At 61.8% G+C, this 15,917-nt stretch carries 18 protein-coding genes and 1 riboswitch; of the genes, 9 read left to right on the top strand and 9 right to left on the bottom strand.

Annotated features, from left to right (window positions below; translation table 11 throughout):
- Positions 1 to 41: 41 nt before the first annotated feature.
- A complete protein-coding gene (locus BUB62_RS04750; protein WP_073106831.1) occupies positions 42 to 365 on the bottom strand; it encodes a rhodanese-like domain-containing protein in 324 nt (107 codons plus the stop codon).
- Between the two features lie 112 nt (positions 366 to 477).
- Here BUB62_RS04750 and pnuC point away from each other — a divergent pair, with 112 nt between their 5' ends.
- The 3 genes from pnuC to BUB62_RS04735 are packed head-to-tail and all read left to right on the top strand — an operon-like array spanning position 478 to position 2,576.
- Entirely contained in the window at positions 478 to 1,104 is a 627-nt protein-coding gene (gene pnuC, locus BUB62_RS04745; RefSeq protein WP_073106830.1) for a nicotinamide riboside transporter PnuC, read from the top strand.
- Positions 1,104 to 1,661, top strand: coding sequence for an AAA family ATPase (locus BUB62_RS04740; protein ID WP_073106828.1), 558 nt, complete (start codon positions 1,104 to 1,106; stop codon positions 1,659 to 1,661). Before pnuC ends, BUB62_RS04740 begins: the two co-directional genes overlap by 1 nt.
- 27 nt (positions 1,662 to 1,688) lie before the next feature.
- Complete coding sequence (locus BUB62_RS04735; RefSeq protein ID WP_073106825.1) at positions 1,689 to 2,576, top strand: aldose 1-epimerase family protein; 888 nt, start codon at positions 1,689 to 1,691, stop codon at positions 2,574 to 2,576.
- A 103-nt stretch (positions 2,577 to 2,679) separates the two neighbouring features.
- Here the strand turns inward: BUB62_RS04735 and BUB62_RS04730 are convergent, their stop codons facing one another.
- Positions 2,680 to 2,922 (bottom strand): hypothetical protein, encoded by a 243-nt coding sequence (locus BUB62_RS04730; protein ID WP_073106824.1) that lies wholly within the window; start codon positions 2,920 to 2,922, stop codon positions 2,680 to 2,682.
- A 201-nt stretch (positions 2,923 to 3,123) separates the two neighbouring features.
- A riboswitch (TPP riboswitch) is annotated at positions 3,124 to 3,235 on the top strand.
- 59 nt (positions 3,236 to 3,294) lie between these two features.
- Here BUB62_RS04730 and BUB62_RS04725 point away from each other — a divergent pair.
- The 3 genes from BUB62_RS04725 (at position 3,295) to BUB62_RS04715 (ending at position 7,765) form a co-directional block, all read left to right on the top strand.
- Entirely contained in the window at positions 3,295 to 5,808 is a 2,514-nt protein-coding gene (locus BUB62_RS04725) for a TonB-dependent receptor (protein WP_073106821.1), read from the top strand.
- Positions 5,809 to 5,910: 102 nt separating this feature from the next.
- Positions 5,911 to 7,143: an acyl-CoA dehydrogenase family protein gene (locus BUB62_RS04720; protein WP_073106820.1), complete on the top strand. Its 1,233-nt coding sequence runs from the start codon at positions 5,911 to 5,913 to the stop codon at positions 7,141 to 7,143.
- A gap of 397 nt (positions 7,144 to 7,540) precedes the next feature.
- Positions 7,541 to 7,765: a hypothetical protein gene (locus BUB62_RS04715; protein ID WP_073106818.1), complete on the top strand. Its 225-nt coding sequence runs from the start codon at positions 7,541 to 7,543 to the stop codon at positions 7,763 to 7,765.
- A gap of 283 nt (positions 7,766 to 8,048) precedes the next feature.
- Here BUB62_RS04715 and BUB62_RS04710 read toward each other — a convergent pair whose 3' ends face one another.
- From BUB62_RS04710 to BUB62_RS04700, 3 genes are all read right to left on the bottom strand, one after another.
- Positions 8,049 to 8,414, bottom strand: a complete 366-nt coding sequence (locus tag BUB62_RS04710) for a hypothetical protein (protein WP_073106816.1) — start codon at positions 8,412 to 8,414, stop codon at positions 8,049 to 8,051.
- A 22-nt stretch (positions 8,415 to 8,436) separates the two neighbouring features.
- Positions 8,437 to 8,898 carry a DUF4268 domain-containing protein gene (locus tag BUB62_RS04705; RefSeq protein ID WP_073106814.1) on the bottom strand — a complete coding sequence of 154 codons (462 nt, stop codon included), beginning with the start codon at positions 8,896 to 8,898 and terminating at the stop codon, positions 8,437 to 8,439.
- Between the two features lie 66 nt (positions 8,899 to 8,964).
- Entirely contained in the window at positions 8,965 to 9,372 is a 408-nt protein-coding gene (locus tag BUB62_RS04700) for a hypothetical protein (RefSeq protein WP_073106811.1), read from the bottom strand.
- A 466-nt stretch (positions 9,373 to 9,838) separates the two neighbouring features.
- Here BUB62_RS04700 and BUB62_RS04690 point away from each other — a divergent pair, with 466 nt between their 5' ends.
- On the top strand, positions 9,839 to 10,195 hold the full coding sequence (locus tag BUB62_RS04690) for an HIRAN domain-containing protein (RefSeq protein ID WP_084538827.1): 357 nt from the start codon (positions 9,839 to 9,841) through the stop codon (positions 10,193 to 10,195).
- Positions 10,196 to 10,314: 119 nt separating this feature from the next.
- Here the strand turns inward: BUB62_RS04690 and BUB62_RS04685 are convergent, their stop codons facing one another.
- Entirely contained in the window at positions 10,315 to 11,286 is a 972-nt protein-coding gene (locus BUB62_RS04685; protein WP_073106804.1) for a hypothetical protein, read from the bottom strand.
- Positions 11,287 to 11,488: 202 nt separating this feature from the next.
- Here BUB62_RS04685 and ruvB point away from each other — a divergent pair, with 202 nt between their 5' ends.
- Positions 11,489 to 12,538: a Holliday junction branch migration DNA helicase RuvB gene (gene ruvB / locus BUB62_RS04680; RefSeq protein WP_073106803.1), complete on the top strand. Its 1,050-nt coding sequence runs from the start codon at positions 11,489 to 11,491 to the stop codon at positions 12,536 to 12,538.
- Positions 12,539 to 12,766: 228 nt separating this feature from the next.
- Positions 12,767 to 13,711 carry a tRNA epoxyqueuosine(34) reductase QueG gene (gene queG, locus BUB62_RS04675; RefSeq protein WP_073106801.1) on the top strand — a complete coding sequence of 315 codons (945 nt, stop codon included), beginning with the start codon at positions 12,767 to 12,769 and terminating at the stop codon, positions 13,709 to 13,711.
- A gap of 28 nt (positions 13,712 to 13,739) precedes the next feature.
- Here queG and BUB62_RS04670 read toward each other — a convergent pair whose 3' ends face one another.
- The 3 genes from BUB62_RS04670 to BUB62_RS04660 form a co-directional block, all read right to left on the bottom strand.
- Positions 13,740 to 13,928 carry a hypothetical protein gene (locus BUB62_RS04670; protein ID WP_073106798.1) on the bottom strand — a complete coding sequence of 63 codons (189 nt, stop codon included), beginning with the start codon at positions 13,926 to 13,928 and terminating at the stop codon, positions 13,740 to 13,742.
- A gap of 245 nt (positions 13,929 to 14,173) precedes the next feature.
- Positions 14,174 to 15,049, bottom strand: a complete 876-nt coding sequence (locus tag BUB62_RS04665) for a ferritin-like domain-containing protein (RefSeq protein ID WP_073106796.1) — start codon at positions 15,047 to 15,049, stop codon at positions 14,174 to 14,176.
- A 27-nt stretch (positions 15,050 to 15,076) separates the two neighbouring features.
- Positions 15,077 to 15,793 (bottom strand): ferritin-like domain-containing protein, encoded by a 717-nt coding sequence (locus BUB62_RS04660; RefSeq protein ID WP_073106793.1) that lies wholly within the window; start codon positions 15,791 to 15,793, stop codon positions 15,077 to 15,079.
- Positions 15,794 to 15,917 lie beyond the last annotated feature (124 nt).

Here is a 15,917-nt window from a genome sequence, read left to right as displayed (position 1 = left end):
TGGCCATCAGCCACAAATTCACCTTTCACAATTTCACCTTATCAATACACGGCCACCGTTGGGTCCACGCGCACGGACCAGGCGTGGATGCCGCCGCGCAGATTGAGCAGATTGGTGAGGCCGTGGCGGTGCTGCAGATAGGCCAGCGCCTGGCCCGAGCGCACGCCGTGGTGGCAGATGAGCACCACGGGCCGGTCGGTGGGCAGCTCGTCGGCGCGGCCGGGAATATCGCCCAGCGAGATTAGCTGGCTGCCTTCGATGCGGCAGTATTCGTATTCCTCGGGTTCGCGCACGTCAATGAGCTGCAGGGTTTCGCCGCGCTGCAGGCGGGCGTGCAGGTCTTCGGGCGTGAGGTCGGGGAGCATAGGCGGCGGAAGGAAATTGCGGGTACGGGCGCAAAATTAGCCACTGACTGGTTAGCTTTGACTCGCAGCGCCCTCCACCGCCGGATTCGGGTGACTGCCCTGCTTTCGCGCCTTGCTACATTCCCTCTACGAGTTCTGGACTTCGGCCGCCGGCGGCACGCCGCTGGAGTGGGTGGCCGTCATCACCGGGTTTGCCTGCGTGTGGCTGGCCGCCCGCGAGTCGCTCTGGAACTTCCCCACGGCCATCGTCAGCTGCGGGCTGTATGTGGTGGTGTATAACGGGGCCAAGCTGTATGCCGACCGGAATCTGCAGGTGGTTTTTATTGCCATGAGCCTGTATGGCTGGTACGAATGGCTGTATGGCGGCAGCCGCCACGCGGCGCTGGTGGTCACGCGCACCCGGCCCTGGGAGTGGGTGAGCATCGGGCTGGGCGTGCTGCTTTTCACGGGCGGATTCGGCTACTATCTGCGGCAAAATACGGATGCGGCCCTGCCTTTCTGGGACAGCTTCACCACGGCCGGCAGCCTGGCGGCCCAGTATTTGCTAACGCGCAAGCGTCTGGAAAACTGGCTTTTGTGGATTATGGTTGATATTATTTACGTTCCCATCTTGTGGTATAAGCAGCTCTACCCCACCAGTGGGCTGTATGCCGTGTACCTGGCACTGGCCGTGTACGGGTATGTTGAGTGGCGACGCACTGCCCGCGCTACTGCGGCCACTCCTGTTCCGGCTGCCTGATGCTGCGCGTTGCTCTCACCGGCCCCGAATCGACGGGCAAAACCACCCTGAGCCGCCTGCTGGCCGCGCACTACCACACGGCCTGGGCGCCCGAATTTGCCCGCACCTACCTGGAGACCCGCGGCCCGCGCTATACCCTGGCCGACCTCGAAGCCATTGCCCACGGCCAACTAGCGGCCGAGGAGGCCGCCGCCGCCCACGCCCACCGCGTGGTGTTCTGCGATACGGACCTGCTGGTCATCAAAATCTGGTCAGAGCACGCCTTCGGGCACTGCCCGGAATGGATTCTGCGGCGTATTGCCCAACAGCAATACGACTTGGTGCTGCTGCTCGATGTGGACCTGCCCTGGGAGCCCGACCCATTGCGCGAGCACCCCACGCACCGGCAGCATTTCTACGATTTGTATCATAAAGAGCTGAGCAGCCAGGTATCCAACTTCGCCGAGATAAGCGGCCCGCCGGCCCGCCGGCTGGAGCAGGCCTGCTATCTGGTAGATGAGCTGCTGGCCGACGAAAGCCGCGCTGTGCCAGCCGCCGTAGGCCGCCCGTTGGCCTGAAAACCATATATTCTTCGCTCCCTAGCTATGACCTATTCGCTCGAAAACGACCAGGCCCGCGTGGCCATCAACTCCCACGGGGCCGAGCTGAGCAGCTTTATCCGCAAAGACCTGCCGGAGCTGGGCGAGCTGGAATACATCTGGCCGGCCGAAGCGGCGGTGTGGGGCCGCCACGCGCCGGTGCTGTTCCCGATAGTGGGCCGCCTGGCCAATGACACCTACCGCCACCAGGGCCACGACTACCACCTGCCCCAGCACGGCTTTGCCCGCGACCGGGAATTCACGTTGGTGCGCCAGAGCCCTACGGAGCTGGTTTTTGAGCTGCGCGATGATGCGGCCAGCCGCGCCAGCTATCCGTTCGGGTTTGTGCTCAGCATTAGCTACCGCCTGCGCGGTGCGGAGCTGACGGTGGACTGGCAGGTGCAAAACCCGGCCGCCGATACGGAGCTGCTGTTCAGCATCGGGGCGCATCCGGCTTTCCGCTGCCCGCTGCTGCCCGAGGAAAAATTGGAGGACTACTATTTTCAATTCGACCACCCCGTAACCGCGCCCCGCCACCTGCTGCAGGGCGGCCTGCTCACGGGCGAAACCGCCCCGCTGCTGACAGGTCATACCGAGCTGCCGCTCACCTACGACCTTTTCGCCCAGGATGCGCTGGTGCTCAAGCACTTCGACTTTACCCGCCTCAACCTGCGCAGCTGCCGCTCGGCCCGCGCCGTGCGCGTGCGCTTCGACGGTTTCCCCTACCTCGGCCTCTGGACCAAAGGCCCCGGCGCGCCGTTTGTGTGCATCGAGCCGTGGCAGGGCATTGCGGGCTCGGTGGGCGGCCCCCAGGAGCTGGCCGACAAAGAAGGCATTCTGACGCTGGCCCCCGGCGGCCGCTACGCGGCCAGCTACACCATTGCGGTAGAGTAGCAGGCCATAAAAAAGCGGTTCATTCGCCCCGGATGCCCTTTTCCAAAAGCTAAGAATAGGGGGAAGCCGGGGTGAATGGACCATTTGGCAGCAAGCCACGGCCCTACGACAACAGAGGCGCGGTGGGGCGCACGGGCACTTTGGGCCGGTTGTAGTCGGGCTCCCAATCGTTGATGGGGCGCGTGATGCCGGGGGGCAGATCCAGGTCCGGTAGGCCGTCGTCGAGGGGTTCGCCGCCTTCGTCATCGTTGTCGGGGTAAGGCGGGCGCTGGTAGCGGCGGCGCGGCATCACCATGAAGTAGGCGAGAATGGCGAAAACCACGAGGGCATAAACGAGGCTGATCATGGCAGAGGCGGTGAAAGGCGACGGAAATAGCGGGAGCCGGCAGACAGAAGCAGAACAGGAGCGCCAACGGACTGGTTTTGAGGGCGGAAATTCGCTTGGCAGCTCCCCGGACTTCTTCCCTAAGATAGGTGATTATCAACCGAAAGTAAAGGACTAAAGCAAGGCTGATTTGGAACTGCGACCCTGGCGGGGTAGTTTTGCCGCATAGTTTAGGGGTGCCCCACCATCGGCCACGATGCCGTGGGGCTGAGATCATACCCATTGAACCTGATCCGGGTAATGCCGGCGAAGGGAACAAACGATCCGCGAACGTGAAAACCTTGTGCGCCGACCCCTGGCGTAGGGCCCGTTCCACTTTTTCTTTTTTTACCCTTGAAAAATTTACTGGTTCTGGGGGCTGCGCTGCTGGCGCTGCCTTGCACGTCGGCGTGGGCGCAAGGCCCCGTGTCCGGCACCCTCACCGATGCCCAGACGGGCACGGCCCTGCCCGGCGCCACCGTCCTGCTCGACGGCCTGGCCAGCGCCGCCACCGACGCGGCCGGCACGTTCTCCATCCCGGCCGTGGCGGCTGGCGCGCACGAGCTGCGCATCACGTTTGTGGGCTACGAGCCGCTGGTGCAGCGCCTACAGGGCCAGCCCACCCAGCAGCAGCTCCAGGCCCGGCTGCAGCCCGGCGGCGTGCTCACCGGTGAGGCCCTCGTGACGGCCAGCCGCGCCAATGAGCGCACCGCCACCGCTTACACCAACCTCGGCAAGGAAGACCTGCAGAAGCGCAACTTCGGCCAGGATTTGCCCTACCTGCTCGACCAGACGCCCTCGGTGGTGGTGACCTCAGACGCCGGTGCGGGCGTGGGCTACACCGATTTGCGCATCCGGGGCACCGGCACCACGGGCATCAACATGACCATCAACGGCGTGCCGCTGAACGATGCCGAGTCGCACGGCGCGTTTCTGGTGAATCTGTCGGACCTGGCTTCGTCAGTGAGCAGCCTGCAGGTGCAGCGCGGCGTGGGCACTAGCCAAAACGGCGGCGCGGCCTTCGGGGCTAGCGTCAACATCAGCACCCTCAACAACCGCCGCGAGGCCTACGGCGAAACGCAGAACAGCGTCGGCTCCTTTGGCACGGTGAAAAACACCGTGCAGTTCGGCAGCGGGCTGGTGGGGCAGCATTTCACCTTCGATGGCCGCCTTTCGCGCATCAAGTCTGATGGCTACATGAACCGCGCCGCGTCGGATCTGAAGTCGTACTATTTCGCGGCGGGGTATCAGCAGAAGAATACGTTGCTGAAGTTCATCACCTTCTCGGGCCGCGAGAAAACATACCAGGCTTGGAACGGCGTGCCCGAGCCCGCCCTCACTGGCAACCGCCAGTTGTTGCAAAACTTCGTTGACAACGGCGAGCTAACCGAATCCGATGCCGCCCGCGCCGTGCAGGAAGGTCGCCGCTACAGCGCCTACACCTACGACAACCAGACCGACAATTACCAGCAAAACCACTACCAGCTGCACCTCTCGCAGGGCCTGGGCGACGACTGGAACCTGGGCGCCGCGCTGCATCTCACCCGCGGCTTCGGCTACTACGAGAGCTTCCGCGCCCGCCGCAAATTCGTGAACTACGGCCTCGCCAACGTGGTGCTCGGCGGCGATACGCTCACGCGCACCGACCTGATTGACCGCAAGTGGCTGGACAACTACTTCTACGGCGGCACCTTCGCCCTCAACTACCAGCCCAAAGCCGACGACCGGCTACAAGCCACGCTGGGCGGTGCCTGGAACCGCTACGATGGCGACCATTACGGCGAAATCATCTGGGCCCAATATGCCTCCAACGGCAGTATCCGCCAGCGCTACTACGCCAGCAACGCCCTCAAAACCGACTACAACGGCTATGCCCGCGCCACTTGGCAGGTGCTGCCCCAGTTGAGCCTGTACGGCGACTTGCAGCTGCGCCACATCAAGTACACTATCAAAGGCAACCAGCACAAGCCCGACGCCGCCAACGCCGTGAAGGGCGTGGTGGACGTGAGCACGCGGGCCCGCTACACGTTTTTCAACCCCAAAGCCGGCGCCACGCTCACCCTCGCTGAAGGTCAGCAGCTCTACGCCAGCTTCGCCGTGGGCCAGCGCGAGCCAGTGCGCTCCGACTTCACCGACCGCCCCGCCACTGAGCCGGCCGCCCGCGCCGAGCGCCTCAACGACTTCGAAGGCGGCTACCGCCTCACGCTGCCCCAGACGCGCCTGCTGGGCGTGCCCACGGCCGTGCGCTTCGAGGCCAACGGCTTCTACATGCGCTACCGCAACCAACTGGTGGCCACCGGTCAGCTCAATGACGTGGGCACGCCGCTGCGTACCAACGTGGCCCGCAGCTACCGCCGCGGCGTGGAGTTGACCGGCCTCATCTCAGCCGACGATAAAATCAGTCTTAGCAGCACGCTCACGCTAAGCCAGAACCGCATCCTGGGCTACCAGGACGTGACCTACGACGCCGAGTATAAACCCATGGTAGGGGAGGCCCGCACCAGCACTATTTCTTATTCGCCCGGCGCGGTGTCGGCGCACACGCTGGAGGGGCAGCCGCTGAAAGGGCTGCGCCTGGCGCTGCTCTACAAAACCGTCAGCCGCCAATACCTCGACAACTCCGAGAACAGCCGCCGCAGCCTGCAGGCCTACCAGGTGCTCGATGCGCGGGTGCGCTACACCATCCGGCCCACTTTCGTGAAGGAAATCGAGCTGGGTTTGCTCGTCAGCAACATACTCAACCGCGAGTACGCCGCCAACGGCTACACCTACAACTACCTCGGCGCCAGCGGCGGCCTCGATACCTTTAACTGGTACTACCCGCAGGCTACCCGCAATTTCCTGGCTTCGGTGGGGGTGAAGTTTTAAAGGCAATGGCTGGCTCCGGCCCCGAACCATCGGCCCCGCTGGCCTGTTCTGCATCCGGAAACTCCTATCTTTGAGCCTGATTCCCCACCCAAAAATTTCCCTATGTCATCCCAAGCTGACGTACTCTCGCCCCAGGCCAAAGCCGCTAAAGCGCACGGCTCTACCAATGCCGCCGGCTTCACCGATTACTTCGACCTCGACGGCCTGCTCACCGAGGAGCACAAGCTCATCCGCCAGAGCATCCGCGACTTCGTGAAGAAGGAAATCAGCCCCAGCATCGAAAAATGGGCCCAGGACGCGCACTTTCCGTCCGAAATCGTGCGCAAGTTCGGCGATGTGGGCGCGTTTGGCCCCACCATCCCGACCGAGTACGGCGGCGGCGGCCTCGACTACATCAGCTACGGCCTGATTATGCAGGAGATTGAGCGCGGCGACTCCGGTATGCGTTCCACGGCCTCGGTGCAGGGCTCTTTAGTGATGTACCCCATCTACGCCTACGGTTCCGAGGAGCAGCGCCGCAAATACCTGCCCAAGCTGGCCTCCGGCGAGTGGCTGGGCTGCTTCGGCCTCACCGAGCCCGACCACGGCTCGAACCCCGGCGGCATGACCACCACCATCAAGGATATGGGGGATTATTACTTGCTGAACGGCGCCAAGCTCTGGATTTCGAACTCCCCCGAAAGCCACGTAGCCGTGGTGTGGGCCAAGGATGACAACGGCCGCATCCGGGGCGTGATTGTGGAGCGCGGCATGGAAGGCTTCACCACTCCCGAGATTCACAACAAGTGGAGCCTACGCGCCAGCATCACCGGCGAGCTGGTTTTCCAGGATGTGAAAATCCCGAAAGAGAACATCCTGCCCAACATCGACGGCCTCAAAGGCCCGCTCGGCTGCCTTGATTCGGCCCGTTTCGGTATCGCCTGGGGCGCCATCGGCGCAGCTATTGACTGCTACGAGTCGGCTTTGCAGTACTCGCTGGAGCGGGAGCAGTTCGGCAAGCCCATCGGCGGCTTCCAGCTGCAGCAGAAGAAGCTGGCCGAAATGCTGACCGAAATCACCAAGGCCCAGTTGATGGCTTGGCGTTTGGGCGTGCTCAAAAACGAGGGCAAAGCCACTTCAGCCCAGATTTCGATGGCCAAGCGCAACAGCGTGGATATGGCCCTGCGCATTGCCCGCGAAGCCCGCCAGATTCACGGCGGCATGGGCATCACCGGCGAATACCCCATCATGCGCCACATGATGAACCTGGAATCAGTGATTACCTATGAAGGCACCCACGACATCCACCTGCTGATTACGGGGGCGGATATTACGGGCATTCAGGCGTTCAAGTAAAGCACAGTTACGGCTTGGTAAAAAGAGCGGCTCCGGTAGCAGCCGCTCTTTTCATTATATTTCATAATGAACAGGTTATTCACGCCCCCGATTGTAGTATTCCTTTGGCTCGTCTATTGTGTGGGTTCGCTGATGTGGTTCTTGAGCCTTCCCAAAAGTGGGGGGTGCGACGGCGGCTTGTGTCTGCTTGGACCCTTTATTCTGGTGTGCTCTTGGGGTGCTGTTGGCGTTGGACTGTTGGTGGTATATGGCTTGATAACTAGCGCAACCTTTCGGCGGAGATTTCCTGTTTTTCTGCTATTGTTATTGATTTACTGGCTACTTAGTGGCGTTTTTAATCCATGACTAAGTCAGAATCGATTATGCCTCCACTGTCTATCAGCTAGAACCCGCTTGTATGTCCCCTTCAAACTCTCTGCACTATCCCACCGATGCCGCTGGTAAGCCTGAAGCCCTAGTGCTGCCCATCGCCGACTGGCTGGAGCTGAAAGACTACTACCGCCAGCTGCAAGGCCGAGAACTGGTGCTGCGTGGCATGCGCGAAGCTCTGCGCGAAGTGCCCGAAATTCTAGCCGGTCGCCAGCCCGAAATCACCCTGACCGATTTCCTGGCCGCTTCATGAACCCAGCGGCTGTCATCGTCACTACGGCCAACCTCCGCCGGGAGGCAAAGCCCCTGCTGAAGCGTGGTGGATGCGGCCAACCAAACGGTCAAGCTGTTCCTGCTTTCCATTTATGACAAGTCCGAAACTGCCTCTATCAGTAAAGAGGAAATAGCCCGGCTGCGGCAGGAGATACCGGAGGAGTAACCAAGCGTTCAAACAAGCCGCCGTTTCGCTCTGACTATTTGCCAAAAGAAAGGGCCGCCCCGGCATGGGGCGGCCCTTTTTGGGTTGAGCACACAGCTTACTTCTCCAGCACGTAGATGTTCTGGCTGAAGATGGTGGTACCGGTTTGCGAAATTGCCGTGGGGGCGCTGCTCACCACGTGCCAGCCGGCGCGGGTGTATTCGTTCACGGTGCTCAGGGCGGCTTTGTGCACCACGGTCGTGTTGGCGGCCATGCGCTTGGCGCTGCCCCGGCTGAAGTCGATTTCCTTTTCCTTCTGGGTGCCGTCGGGAGCAATGATGATGATGGAGGCCTGCGCGTCGAGGCCAAACGACATGTTGCTGATGACCATCATGGTGCCGGCGGGGTCGGCGGGCTTTGGGTAGAAGGCCCACGAGCCAACGGCGGCTAACGAAAGGGCAGCGAGGGGGAGTAGTTTTTTCATGGTGTAAGAAAGCGAAAACTCCTCAACCCAGCCCCTGAAAAGAATACTGCGCATCGCTCCAAAACGCATCCAGCGCCATCAGGCGCGGCTTGAAGAACGAAATCAGCGCCGGCCAGTCGTCGCGGCTGAACATATTCACCGGCGTCAGCTCCTGAAAGATGCGGCTCAGCGGCTGGCCGTGCGCATCTTCGGCCGCGGCCTCCCAGCGCCAGGGCTGGCCGGTGGCTTCGTGCAGCAAAGTCTTAAGGGCCTCAAACTGCTCGAAATATACGGCCCGCACGGCCGCGTCCGGGTGGGTCAGCTCGATGCCGATGGTGGCGTGGCGCGTGTCGGCGTGCAGGCGAAACTGGACGTGCTTCACGCCGGTTTTGTAGTTGATCCAGTTCGTGGGCACGCCCTCGGCAGAGGGCACGGGGGCCATATACTGGCCAAAGGTGGTCCAGAAGGCCTGGCGGAGCTGGGCGGCTTCGGCTTTGCTATACATGAGGGGCAAAAGGAAAATAATGGCGGGAGAAGCGAGGAAAACGGCCCACAACGGCGGCGCGGGTGCTTAGCGCGTCACGGTCAGCAGCCAGTCTTCGCCGTCGCGGGTCAGGAAATAGTCCTGTCGGCGGCCCACGCGCTGGCTGGCCAGCAGGCCGTTGGCAATCAGCTCGGGCAGGGCGCGGTAGAGGGTGAGGCGGGCCGTGGCAGTGGCCGCGGACAGGGCATTGGCGTGCAGGCGCGGCGCGGCCATCAAGGCGTAGCACACGCGGGCAAACGTGCGGGCGCGGCGCGGATCGAGGTAGCGGAAGCGCGCAGGCAGCGCGGCGGCAATGCAGGCTTCCAGCGACTCCTGGTCGTAGCCGTGGGGCGGCGGGGAAGGGGGCAGGTCGCGGGCCGCCACGCGCTGGGCAAACTGCGCCACAAACGCCGCCTCCCGGCCCGCGGCAACTACCTCATCAGAAGGGTTCGACATAGGAAAACGAATAAGGAATAACAGCTACGAAAAATGCCCGAAGTGCGAGGAACGCCGGCCCGCTGCCGCCCCCGCCGCCCGCAAAGTACTCATCCGAGCCTCACGCGGTCATCTTCTTCCCAATATAACCTGATGGGTATCGGAAAGGTACCGTTATGTATCCGAATTGGGCTAACGTGGATCGGTGAATTCCTGCCGCGGATCGGAATCGGGCTAACGTGGATCGAAATCGAGGTGACGTGGATCGGAATCGGGCCAACGTGGATCGAATTAGTACTAATATGGATCGAAATCGAGGCAACGTGGATCGAATTGGTTCCAATGTGGATCGAAGTGGCTTTTATAGGTATCGGAGTTCGACTGAAGCGTATCTTTTTTCGGCTTGGTCGCCTGAAGTCCGGCGGTGCATTCCTGCGCCAAGGGTAATTCCGGCCCAAAACTGCCGCCACTCCTGTACATTGGCACCATGAAACCTGCTCCCGCCTCATCCGCTCCCGATCTGGTCCTGCTCGAATGCCTCGTGGCCGGCACCACCCACCGCGAAAACCTCAAACAGCACGAACCCAACCTGTACCTGGGTCAGAAGCTGCGCTTGGTGCGCGAGGCCGACAGCAAGTACGACGACTGGGCCGTGAAAGTGCTGACCACTGAGGCCGAGGGCGGCGTCTGGCTGGGTTACCTGCCCGAAGTGCGCAACGAAACCAGCGCCCGCCTGCTCGATGCCGGCTATCCGCTCACCGCCCGCCTCACCCACAAAGCCTGGGAAGACGACTGGCTCCAGCTCGAAGTAGAAGTAGTGCTGCCCGCTGGCGGAGGCAACTAAAGCAAAACGTCATACCGAGCGAAGCCGAGGTATCTCGCGTGCTGACGGCGGATTAGTAACCTAACGGAGCACGCGAGATACCTCGGCTTCGCTCGGTATGACGTGCTGCTTACGGTCCGTTACAGCGCGTCGGCCAGGGCCAGCACCTGTGCCCGCGCGGCGGCTATTTCCGGGGCGTCGGGGAAGGTTTGCTGCACCCAGTGCGTGAAGCTGCTCACCATTTCGCCCACCGCCTGCCGGCTGCTGGCCGGGGCCGCGGGCGGGGCGGCGGAGCCTTCGGCCGCGGGTTGGGGCAGGGCTTCTTCCAAGCCCAGCGTGCCCAGCACGTCGCTCACGAACACCATTCCGCACACCTGCATGGCCTGGTAAAGCTGCACTAGCTCGGGCAGGGTGAGGAGCAGGGCCTCGGCGGGCTGCAGCTGGCCCAGCCGCGCAATCATCGGTTCCAGCGCCGCCGGCCGCAAGGGCTCGATGGCGGCCACGGCCCGCATGAATGGCTGCTCGCCGGCCTCCGGCAACGAGTGCACCAGCAGCAGCGCCAGCCGCATCATCTGCAGTTGCGGGTCGGTGAAGCGGATGGTGGCGGCCGTGGGCGGGGGCGGCGGGTTGGCGGCCACGTACCGCGCAAACACTTCTTCTACCCGCAGCCGGTGCAGCCCCGTGAGCAGTGCGGCCGGCAGGTGCTGCTCCAAGGCCCCCAGAAACGTGCCGCTCAACTCCAGGCAATACTGTTTGAGTTTGGCCAGCTGAGCATTGTCAATGCGCATCTGCTGGCGCACGTAGGCCAGCACCGGCACCGCCAGCGAGGTATCCAGCACCAGCCCGCCTACCAGCAGCAGGTCGTATAGCTGGCGCGGGTTTTCTTCCAGCGCCTGTACCAGCTGCGCGTGGCTGCCGATGGTATTGAGCCGGGCCACCTGGGCCGCATCGAGGCCGGTGAGGGTGGTTATCTGGCGGGGCAGCTCGTCAATTGGTCGGCTTAGCAGCTCAGCGGCGGCCATGCCATGCAGGGAAAGCGCGTGGGCTAGCTGGTCGTAGAAGTCATCGGGCAAGGAGTGCAGCCAGGTGGCAAGGGGAGCAGAATCGGGCATAAAAGGGAAGCGGTTGGGGCCGCAAATTACGCAAGCATTAGCCGGCGAAAAGTCTTTGGGAAACAGGAAGACGCGGGGTTTTGCTAATATGGTTAGATAAAAGAGCATTGCCGGCCACTTGTCCGGCTTTTTTTGCTAAAAATGGGAGGAATCGGGGCTGGGTTGTGTTACCTTTCCGCTACCAAATCTCACGCTTTTCATCATGCGCGAAACCTATCTGACCGGCGACAGCAGCCACCTGGACGCTTCCGAAAAAGACATCGACAAGGCCCTGCGGCCCCTTTCCTTCTCCGATTTCGCGGGGCAGGATAAGGTGGTCGATAACCTGCGCGTGTTCGTGGCCGCCGCCCGCCAGCGCGGCGAGGCCCTCGACCACGTATTGCTGCACGGCCCCCCCGGCCTGGGCAAAACCACCCTCTCCCACATCATCGCCAACGAGCTGGAATCGGGCATCAAGATGACCAGCGGCCCGGTGCTCGACAAGCCATCGGACCTGGCCGGCCTGCTCACCAACCTGGAGGCCAACGATGTGCTCTTCATCGACGAAATCCACCGCCTCAACCCTGTGGTGGAAGAGTACCTGTACTCGGCGATGGAGGACTACCGCATCGACATCATGCTCGATTCGGGCCCCAACGCCCGCTCGGTGCAGATTTCGCTGTCGCCGTTCACGCTCATCGGGGCCACCACCCGCTCGGGTATGCTCACGGCCCCGCTGCGGGCCCGCTTCGGCATTTCGGCCCGCTTGGAGTACTACGATTCTACGTTGCTGACCAGCATCGTGAAGCGCTCGGCCGAAATTCTGGGCACGCCGATTCATGAGGATGCCGCTTTTGAAATTGCCCGCCGCTCGCGCGGTACGCCCCGCATTGCCAACAACCTGCTGCGCCGCACCCGCGACTTCGCCCAGATCAAAGGCACCGGCACCATCACCGTCGAAATTGCCCAGTTTGCCCTCAACGCCCTCGACGTAGATTCGCAGGGCCTTGACGATATGGACAAGCGCATCCTGAACACCATCATCGACAAGTTCAAGGGCGGCCCGGTCGGCATCAGCACCATTGCCACGGCCTGCGGCGAGGAAGCCGAAACCATCGAAGAAGTCTACGAGCCCTTCCTGATTCAGGAAGGCTATCTGAAGCGCACCAGCCGGGGCCGCGAAGCCACCGAAGCCGCCTACAAGCACCTCGGCAAGCTCATGCCCCAACACCTGCGCGGCAACACGACGGACCTTTTTGGGGCGGAAGGGTAACCAACTGTCATCCTGAACGCAGCGAAGCGGAGTGAAGGACCTTCCTCCGTTGAGCGACAAACTTTATAAAATGAGCAAAGCCCTTACCGTTCGCGTGGTAAAGGGCTTTGTGCGTTGAAAGGAGCTTTGTATAGATGAAGAGGAAGGTCCTTCACTCCGCTTCGCTGCATTCAGGATGACATAAGGGTTTGAATACCGTAATTTTGTAGTCAGCCATTCCTCAAAGCCATGCTTCCCACCGCCGCATACACTGCTTTCATCAAACGCCGGGCGGCGGAGCTGGGCTTTATGTACTGTGGCATCTCGAAGGCCGACTTTCTGGAAGAGGAAGCCCCGCGTCTTGAAAACTGGCTCAACCGCAACATGCACGGCCAGATGGCCTACATGGCCAACCACTTCGATAAGCGCCTCGACCCGCGCCTGCTCGTGGACGGGGCCAAATCCGTGATTTCGCTGCTGCTCAACTACTATCCCGCCGAGGAAGACCAGCAGCGCGACGACACGCTCAAAATCAGCAAATACGCCTACGGCCGCGACTATCACTTCGTCATCAAAGACAAGCTCAAGACGCTGCTGCAGGATATCCAGCAGGAAATAGGCGAAGTGGGCGGCCGCTGCTTCGTCGATTCGGCCCCGGTGCTCGACAAGGCCTGGGCCAAAAAGAGCGGCCTGGGCTGGGTGGGCAAAAACGCGAACCTCATCACGCCCGGCACCGGCTCGTTCTACTTCATTGCCGAGCTGATCGTGGACCTGGAGCTGGACTACGATGGGCCCATCAAGGACTACTGCGGCACCTGCACCAAATGCCTCGATGCCTGCCCGACCGGGGCCATCACTGAGCCCTACGTGGTGGATGGCAGCAAGTGCATCAGCTACTTCACCATCGAGCTGAAGGACCAGATTCCGACGGAAGTAGCCGGCAAGTTCGGCAACTGGGTGTTCGGCTGCGACATCTGCCAGGATGTGTGCCCCTGGAACCGCTTCGCCAAGCCGCACACGGAGTCGCAGTTCAAGCCCAATCCGCAGCTGCCGCACCTAAGCACCACCGACTGGCAGGAAATAACCCACGAGCTGTTCTCGGAGCTGTTCCGGCAGTCGGCGGTGAAGCGCACGGGCTACGCGGGGCTGACGCGCAATATCAGGTTTGTGACGGGGGAAGACGCCGGCAAGTAAATCAGCCTGGGCGGGCGAAATTCAGCGCCTAAGCGGCCTGCGCGAAAACGCGGTTCAGGATGCGGTGATATACTCTGGAAAACTGCTGGTAGCACCAGATTTTCAGGTCCTTCAATTCGGCCGGCACCAGCATTCGGAACGCTTTGCGCAGCTCTTTTTCAAAAAGAATTTTGTCGAAACTAACTTTGAGCAGAATGGTCTTCACGTATTCCAGCATCGGTCAAAGGAGTTTTAGGTGGGATGGGGTAGGAGCAGTAGTGGTAGCAGACGAAGAGCGTATACGAAAACCTTAAAAAAGGCTCCACGCTACGGTTGTGAATTTTGACGTTTGTTGAAAGATACAAAAATTAAATCCCAAAGTGCAAGCTGAGCTGGCTAAATGGCTCGGTTTGCCCATAAAAAAGCGACAGCAAAGAAACACCGTTGGTGTTTCCTTGCTGTCGCAAAGCTGTTATGGTTGGGTTAATAAATGAACAGCCCCGCAAGGTTGGCCGCCACGGTAGCCGTGATGGGTTCATCGAAGGCCTCGCCCAACCGAACCAGCGGCTTCGGACCCGGAGCAACGGGCGTGGTATCCGCAGGGAAGAATTTGACGGGAGTGCCGGGTAGCATCTGCCGGGTCGCGTCTTCGCCGCCGTACACGGCATCGGTGCTGCCTGCCGTCGTGATGATATCATCTTCCGAGCTTACCCAGTCGCGCACGGTGGCTCCTAGGGCACGGCGCATTCCGCGGATGTGGGCCGCGTGGCGGGCCTCCACGGCATGAATCTGCAGCACGGCTTCCAGCACGTCGTTATCGGCCACCAGCACCTCTACCTGGCCTTTATAGGCCCGCACGCCCGTGTCTTCCAGCAGCTGGGCCACTTTCAGGAAGGTGGCAAAGCTGGTGAATACATCCGGAAACAGAGCGGGTTTCGTGCCGTTTTTGCTGCCCGTGAAATCAAAGTTGGGCTTGGCAGGCACCGCAGCCCCAGAGCGCTGCAGCTGGCGCTGAAAGAACGTGACGTGCGACTGCTCGTGTCCCTGAATCTGCTGAATGACGGCCTGCGTGCCGGCCGGAAACACCAACGTGCCCTGCCGCCCGCGCTCCAGCGCCGTAGCATAGAACTCCTGCTCCAGCTGCTCCAGCGTGAGAGCCAGCGTGAAAGTGTCAAGAATCGTTTGGGTGCCGGCGTGCGCCTGCTGCGGCAACGCCCCCAGGCCCAGCGGCACGGCCGTAGCGGCCACTTTGCGGCCCACCTGGCCCAGGCGGCTCAGCATACCACGGCGGGCGCTCTGACGCTGATAGGCTTCCGGATCGACCTCGGCCAGCGTGGCGAGTAGTTTGAAAATATTCATAGGAAAAGAGAGAGCCGGCAACCAGCCTTAGGTAGTGGGAAGCTGCGAAACGTCGACGGTGAAGTTCAGAAACGGCGCGGCGGCGGCCATTGCCTGCGCGGGTGTGAGGGCCACGTTTAGGCCGGCGTAGTCGCCGGTAGTGGCAATGATGCCGGCATCGGGCGTGCCGAAGGAGTTGGGCTGCAGTGCGTCGCGCACGTAGGCCGCGTGTCGGGCCTCTACGGAGGCTATTTTGGCCAGCAGCGCCAGATAGCTACCCGAAAGCAGCTTGCCTACGCCCGCATAAGCGGCCACGCCCAGATCTTCCAGCTTCTTGGCCGCCGTGAACACGCCTTCGCGCGTGGTAAACGTGACGGAGCTGAAGTTGAACTCGATGGTGCCAATAGCCTTATCGGCCAGCGCAAACTTGAGGAACTCCCGGTGAATGACCTCATGGTCGCGCAGCTCCGTGAGAGCCTCCTTTTCGCCGGCCCGCAGGTCGGCGGGCGGCGCATCCACCACTTTCTGATAGAAGGCGGCCTCCAGCTGCTCCAGAATGTAGGCGTAGTTGAGCAGGCCCACCTCGCCGGCGGCCAGCGTCAGCACGTTGGCACCGGCGGCCGGGGTGGTAGGCGTGGGGTCGTCTGTGCCGCAGCCGGCCAGCACCAGCGTGGAAGCGGCCACCGTAGCGCCGGCTACGCGAAAAAACGACCGGCGCTGCATGGCACGGGCCAGAAAGGAAACAGGAGCAACAGACTCAGACATCAGCAGAAAAACACCAACGGGTAAAACTCCGCCGCCCCGCCGGGACGACCTGAACAAAGGTACTCCGATAAACCGGGATGCACCAAGTAGGGGAGCAACGACAGCCGGCAAAGGTTGCGTGCCG

Origin of the sequence: Hymenobacter daecheongensis DSM 21074 (assembly GCF_900141805.1) — a bacterium.
GTDB classification, from domain to species: Bacteria; Bacteroidota; Bacteroidia; order Cytophagales; family Hymenobacteraceae; genus Hymenobacter; species Hymenobacter daecheongensis.
This window is presented reverse-complemented; position numbering and strand designations above follow the sequence as displayed.

What these genes read in the sequence shown, in the direction of transcription:
- BUB62_RS04750 (WP_073106831.1), bottom strand. Translation starts at nt 365, where the DNA reads ATGCTCCCCGACCTCACGCCCGAAGACCTGCACGCCCGCCTGCAGCGC.
- BUB62_RS04740 (WP_073106828.1), top strand. Translation starts at nt 1,104, where the DNA reads ATGCTGCGCGTTGCTCTCACCGGCCCCGAATCGACGGGCAAAACCACC.
- BUB62_RS04735 (WP_073106825.1), top strand. Translation starts at nt 1,689, where the DNA reads ATGACCTATTCGCTCGAAAACGACCAGGCCCGCGTGGCCATCAACTCC.
- BUB62_RS04730 (WP_073106824.1), bottom strand. Translation starts at nt 2,922, where the DNA reads ATGATCAGCCTCGTTTATGCCCTCGTGGTTTTCGCCATTCTCGCCTAC.
- BUB62_RS04720 (WP_073106820.1), top strand. Translation starts at nt 5,911, where the DNA reads ATGTCATCCCAAGCTGACGTACTCTCGCCCCAGGCCAAAGCCGCTAAA.
- BUB62_RS04715 (WP_073106818.1), top strand. Translation starts at nt 7,541, where the DNA reads ATGTCCCCTTCAAACTCTCTGCACTATCCCACCGATGCCGCTGGTAAG.
- BUB62_RS04710 (WP_073106816.1), bottom strand. Translation starts at nt 8,414, where the DNA reads ATGAAAAAACTACTCCCCCTCGCTGCCCTTTCGTTAGCCGCCGTTGGC.
- BUB62_RS04705 (WP_073106814.1), bottom strand. Translation starts at nt 8,898, where the DNA reads ATGTATAGCAAAGCCGAAGCCGCCCAGCTCCGCCAGGCCTTCTGGACC.
- BUB62_RS04700 (WP_073106811.1), bottom strand. Translation starts at nt 9,372, where the DNA reads ATGTCGAACCCTTCTGATGAGGTAGTTGCCGCGGGCCGGGAGGCGGCG.
- BUB62_RS04690 (WP_084538827.1), top strand. Translation starts at nt 9,839, where the DNA reads ATGAAACCTGCTCCCGCCTCATCCGCTCCCGATCTGGTCCTGCTCGAA.
- BUB62_RS04685 (WP_073106804.1), bottom strand. Translation starts at nt 11,286, where the DNA reads ATGCCCGATTCTGCTCCCCTTGCCACCTGGCTGCACTCCTTGCCCGAT.
- ruvB (WP_073106803.1), top strand. Translation starts at nt 11,489, where the DNA reads ATGCGCGAAACCTATCTGACCGGCGACAGCAGCCACCTGGACGCTTCC.
- queG (WP_073106801.1), top strand. Translation starts at nt 12,767, where the DNA reads ATGCTTCCCACCGCCGCATACACTGCTTTCATCAAACGCCGGGCGGCG.
- BUB62_RS04670 (WP_073106798.1), bottom strand. Translation starts at nt 13,928, where the DNA reads ATGCTGGAATACGTGAAGACCATTCTGCTCAAAGTTAGTTTCGACAAA.
- BUB62_RS04665 (WP_073106796.1), bottom strand. Translation starts at nt 15,049, where the DNA reads ATGAATATTTTCAAACTACTCGCCACGCTGGCCGAGGTCGATCCGGAA.
- BUB62_RS04660 (WP_073106793.1), bottom strand. Translation starts at nt 15,793, where the DNA reads ATGTCTGAGTCTGTTGCTCCTGTTTCCTTTCTGGCCCGTGCCATGCAG.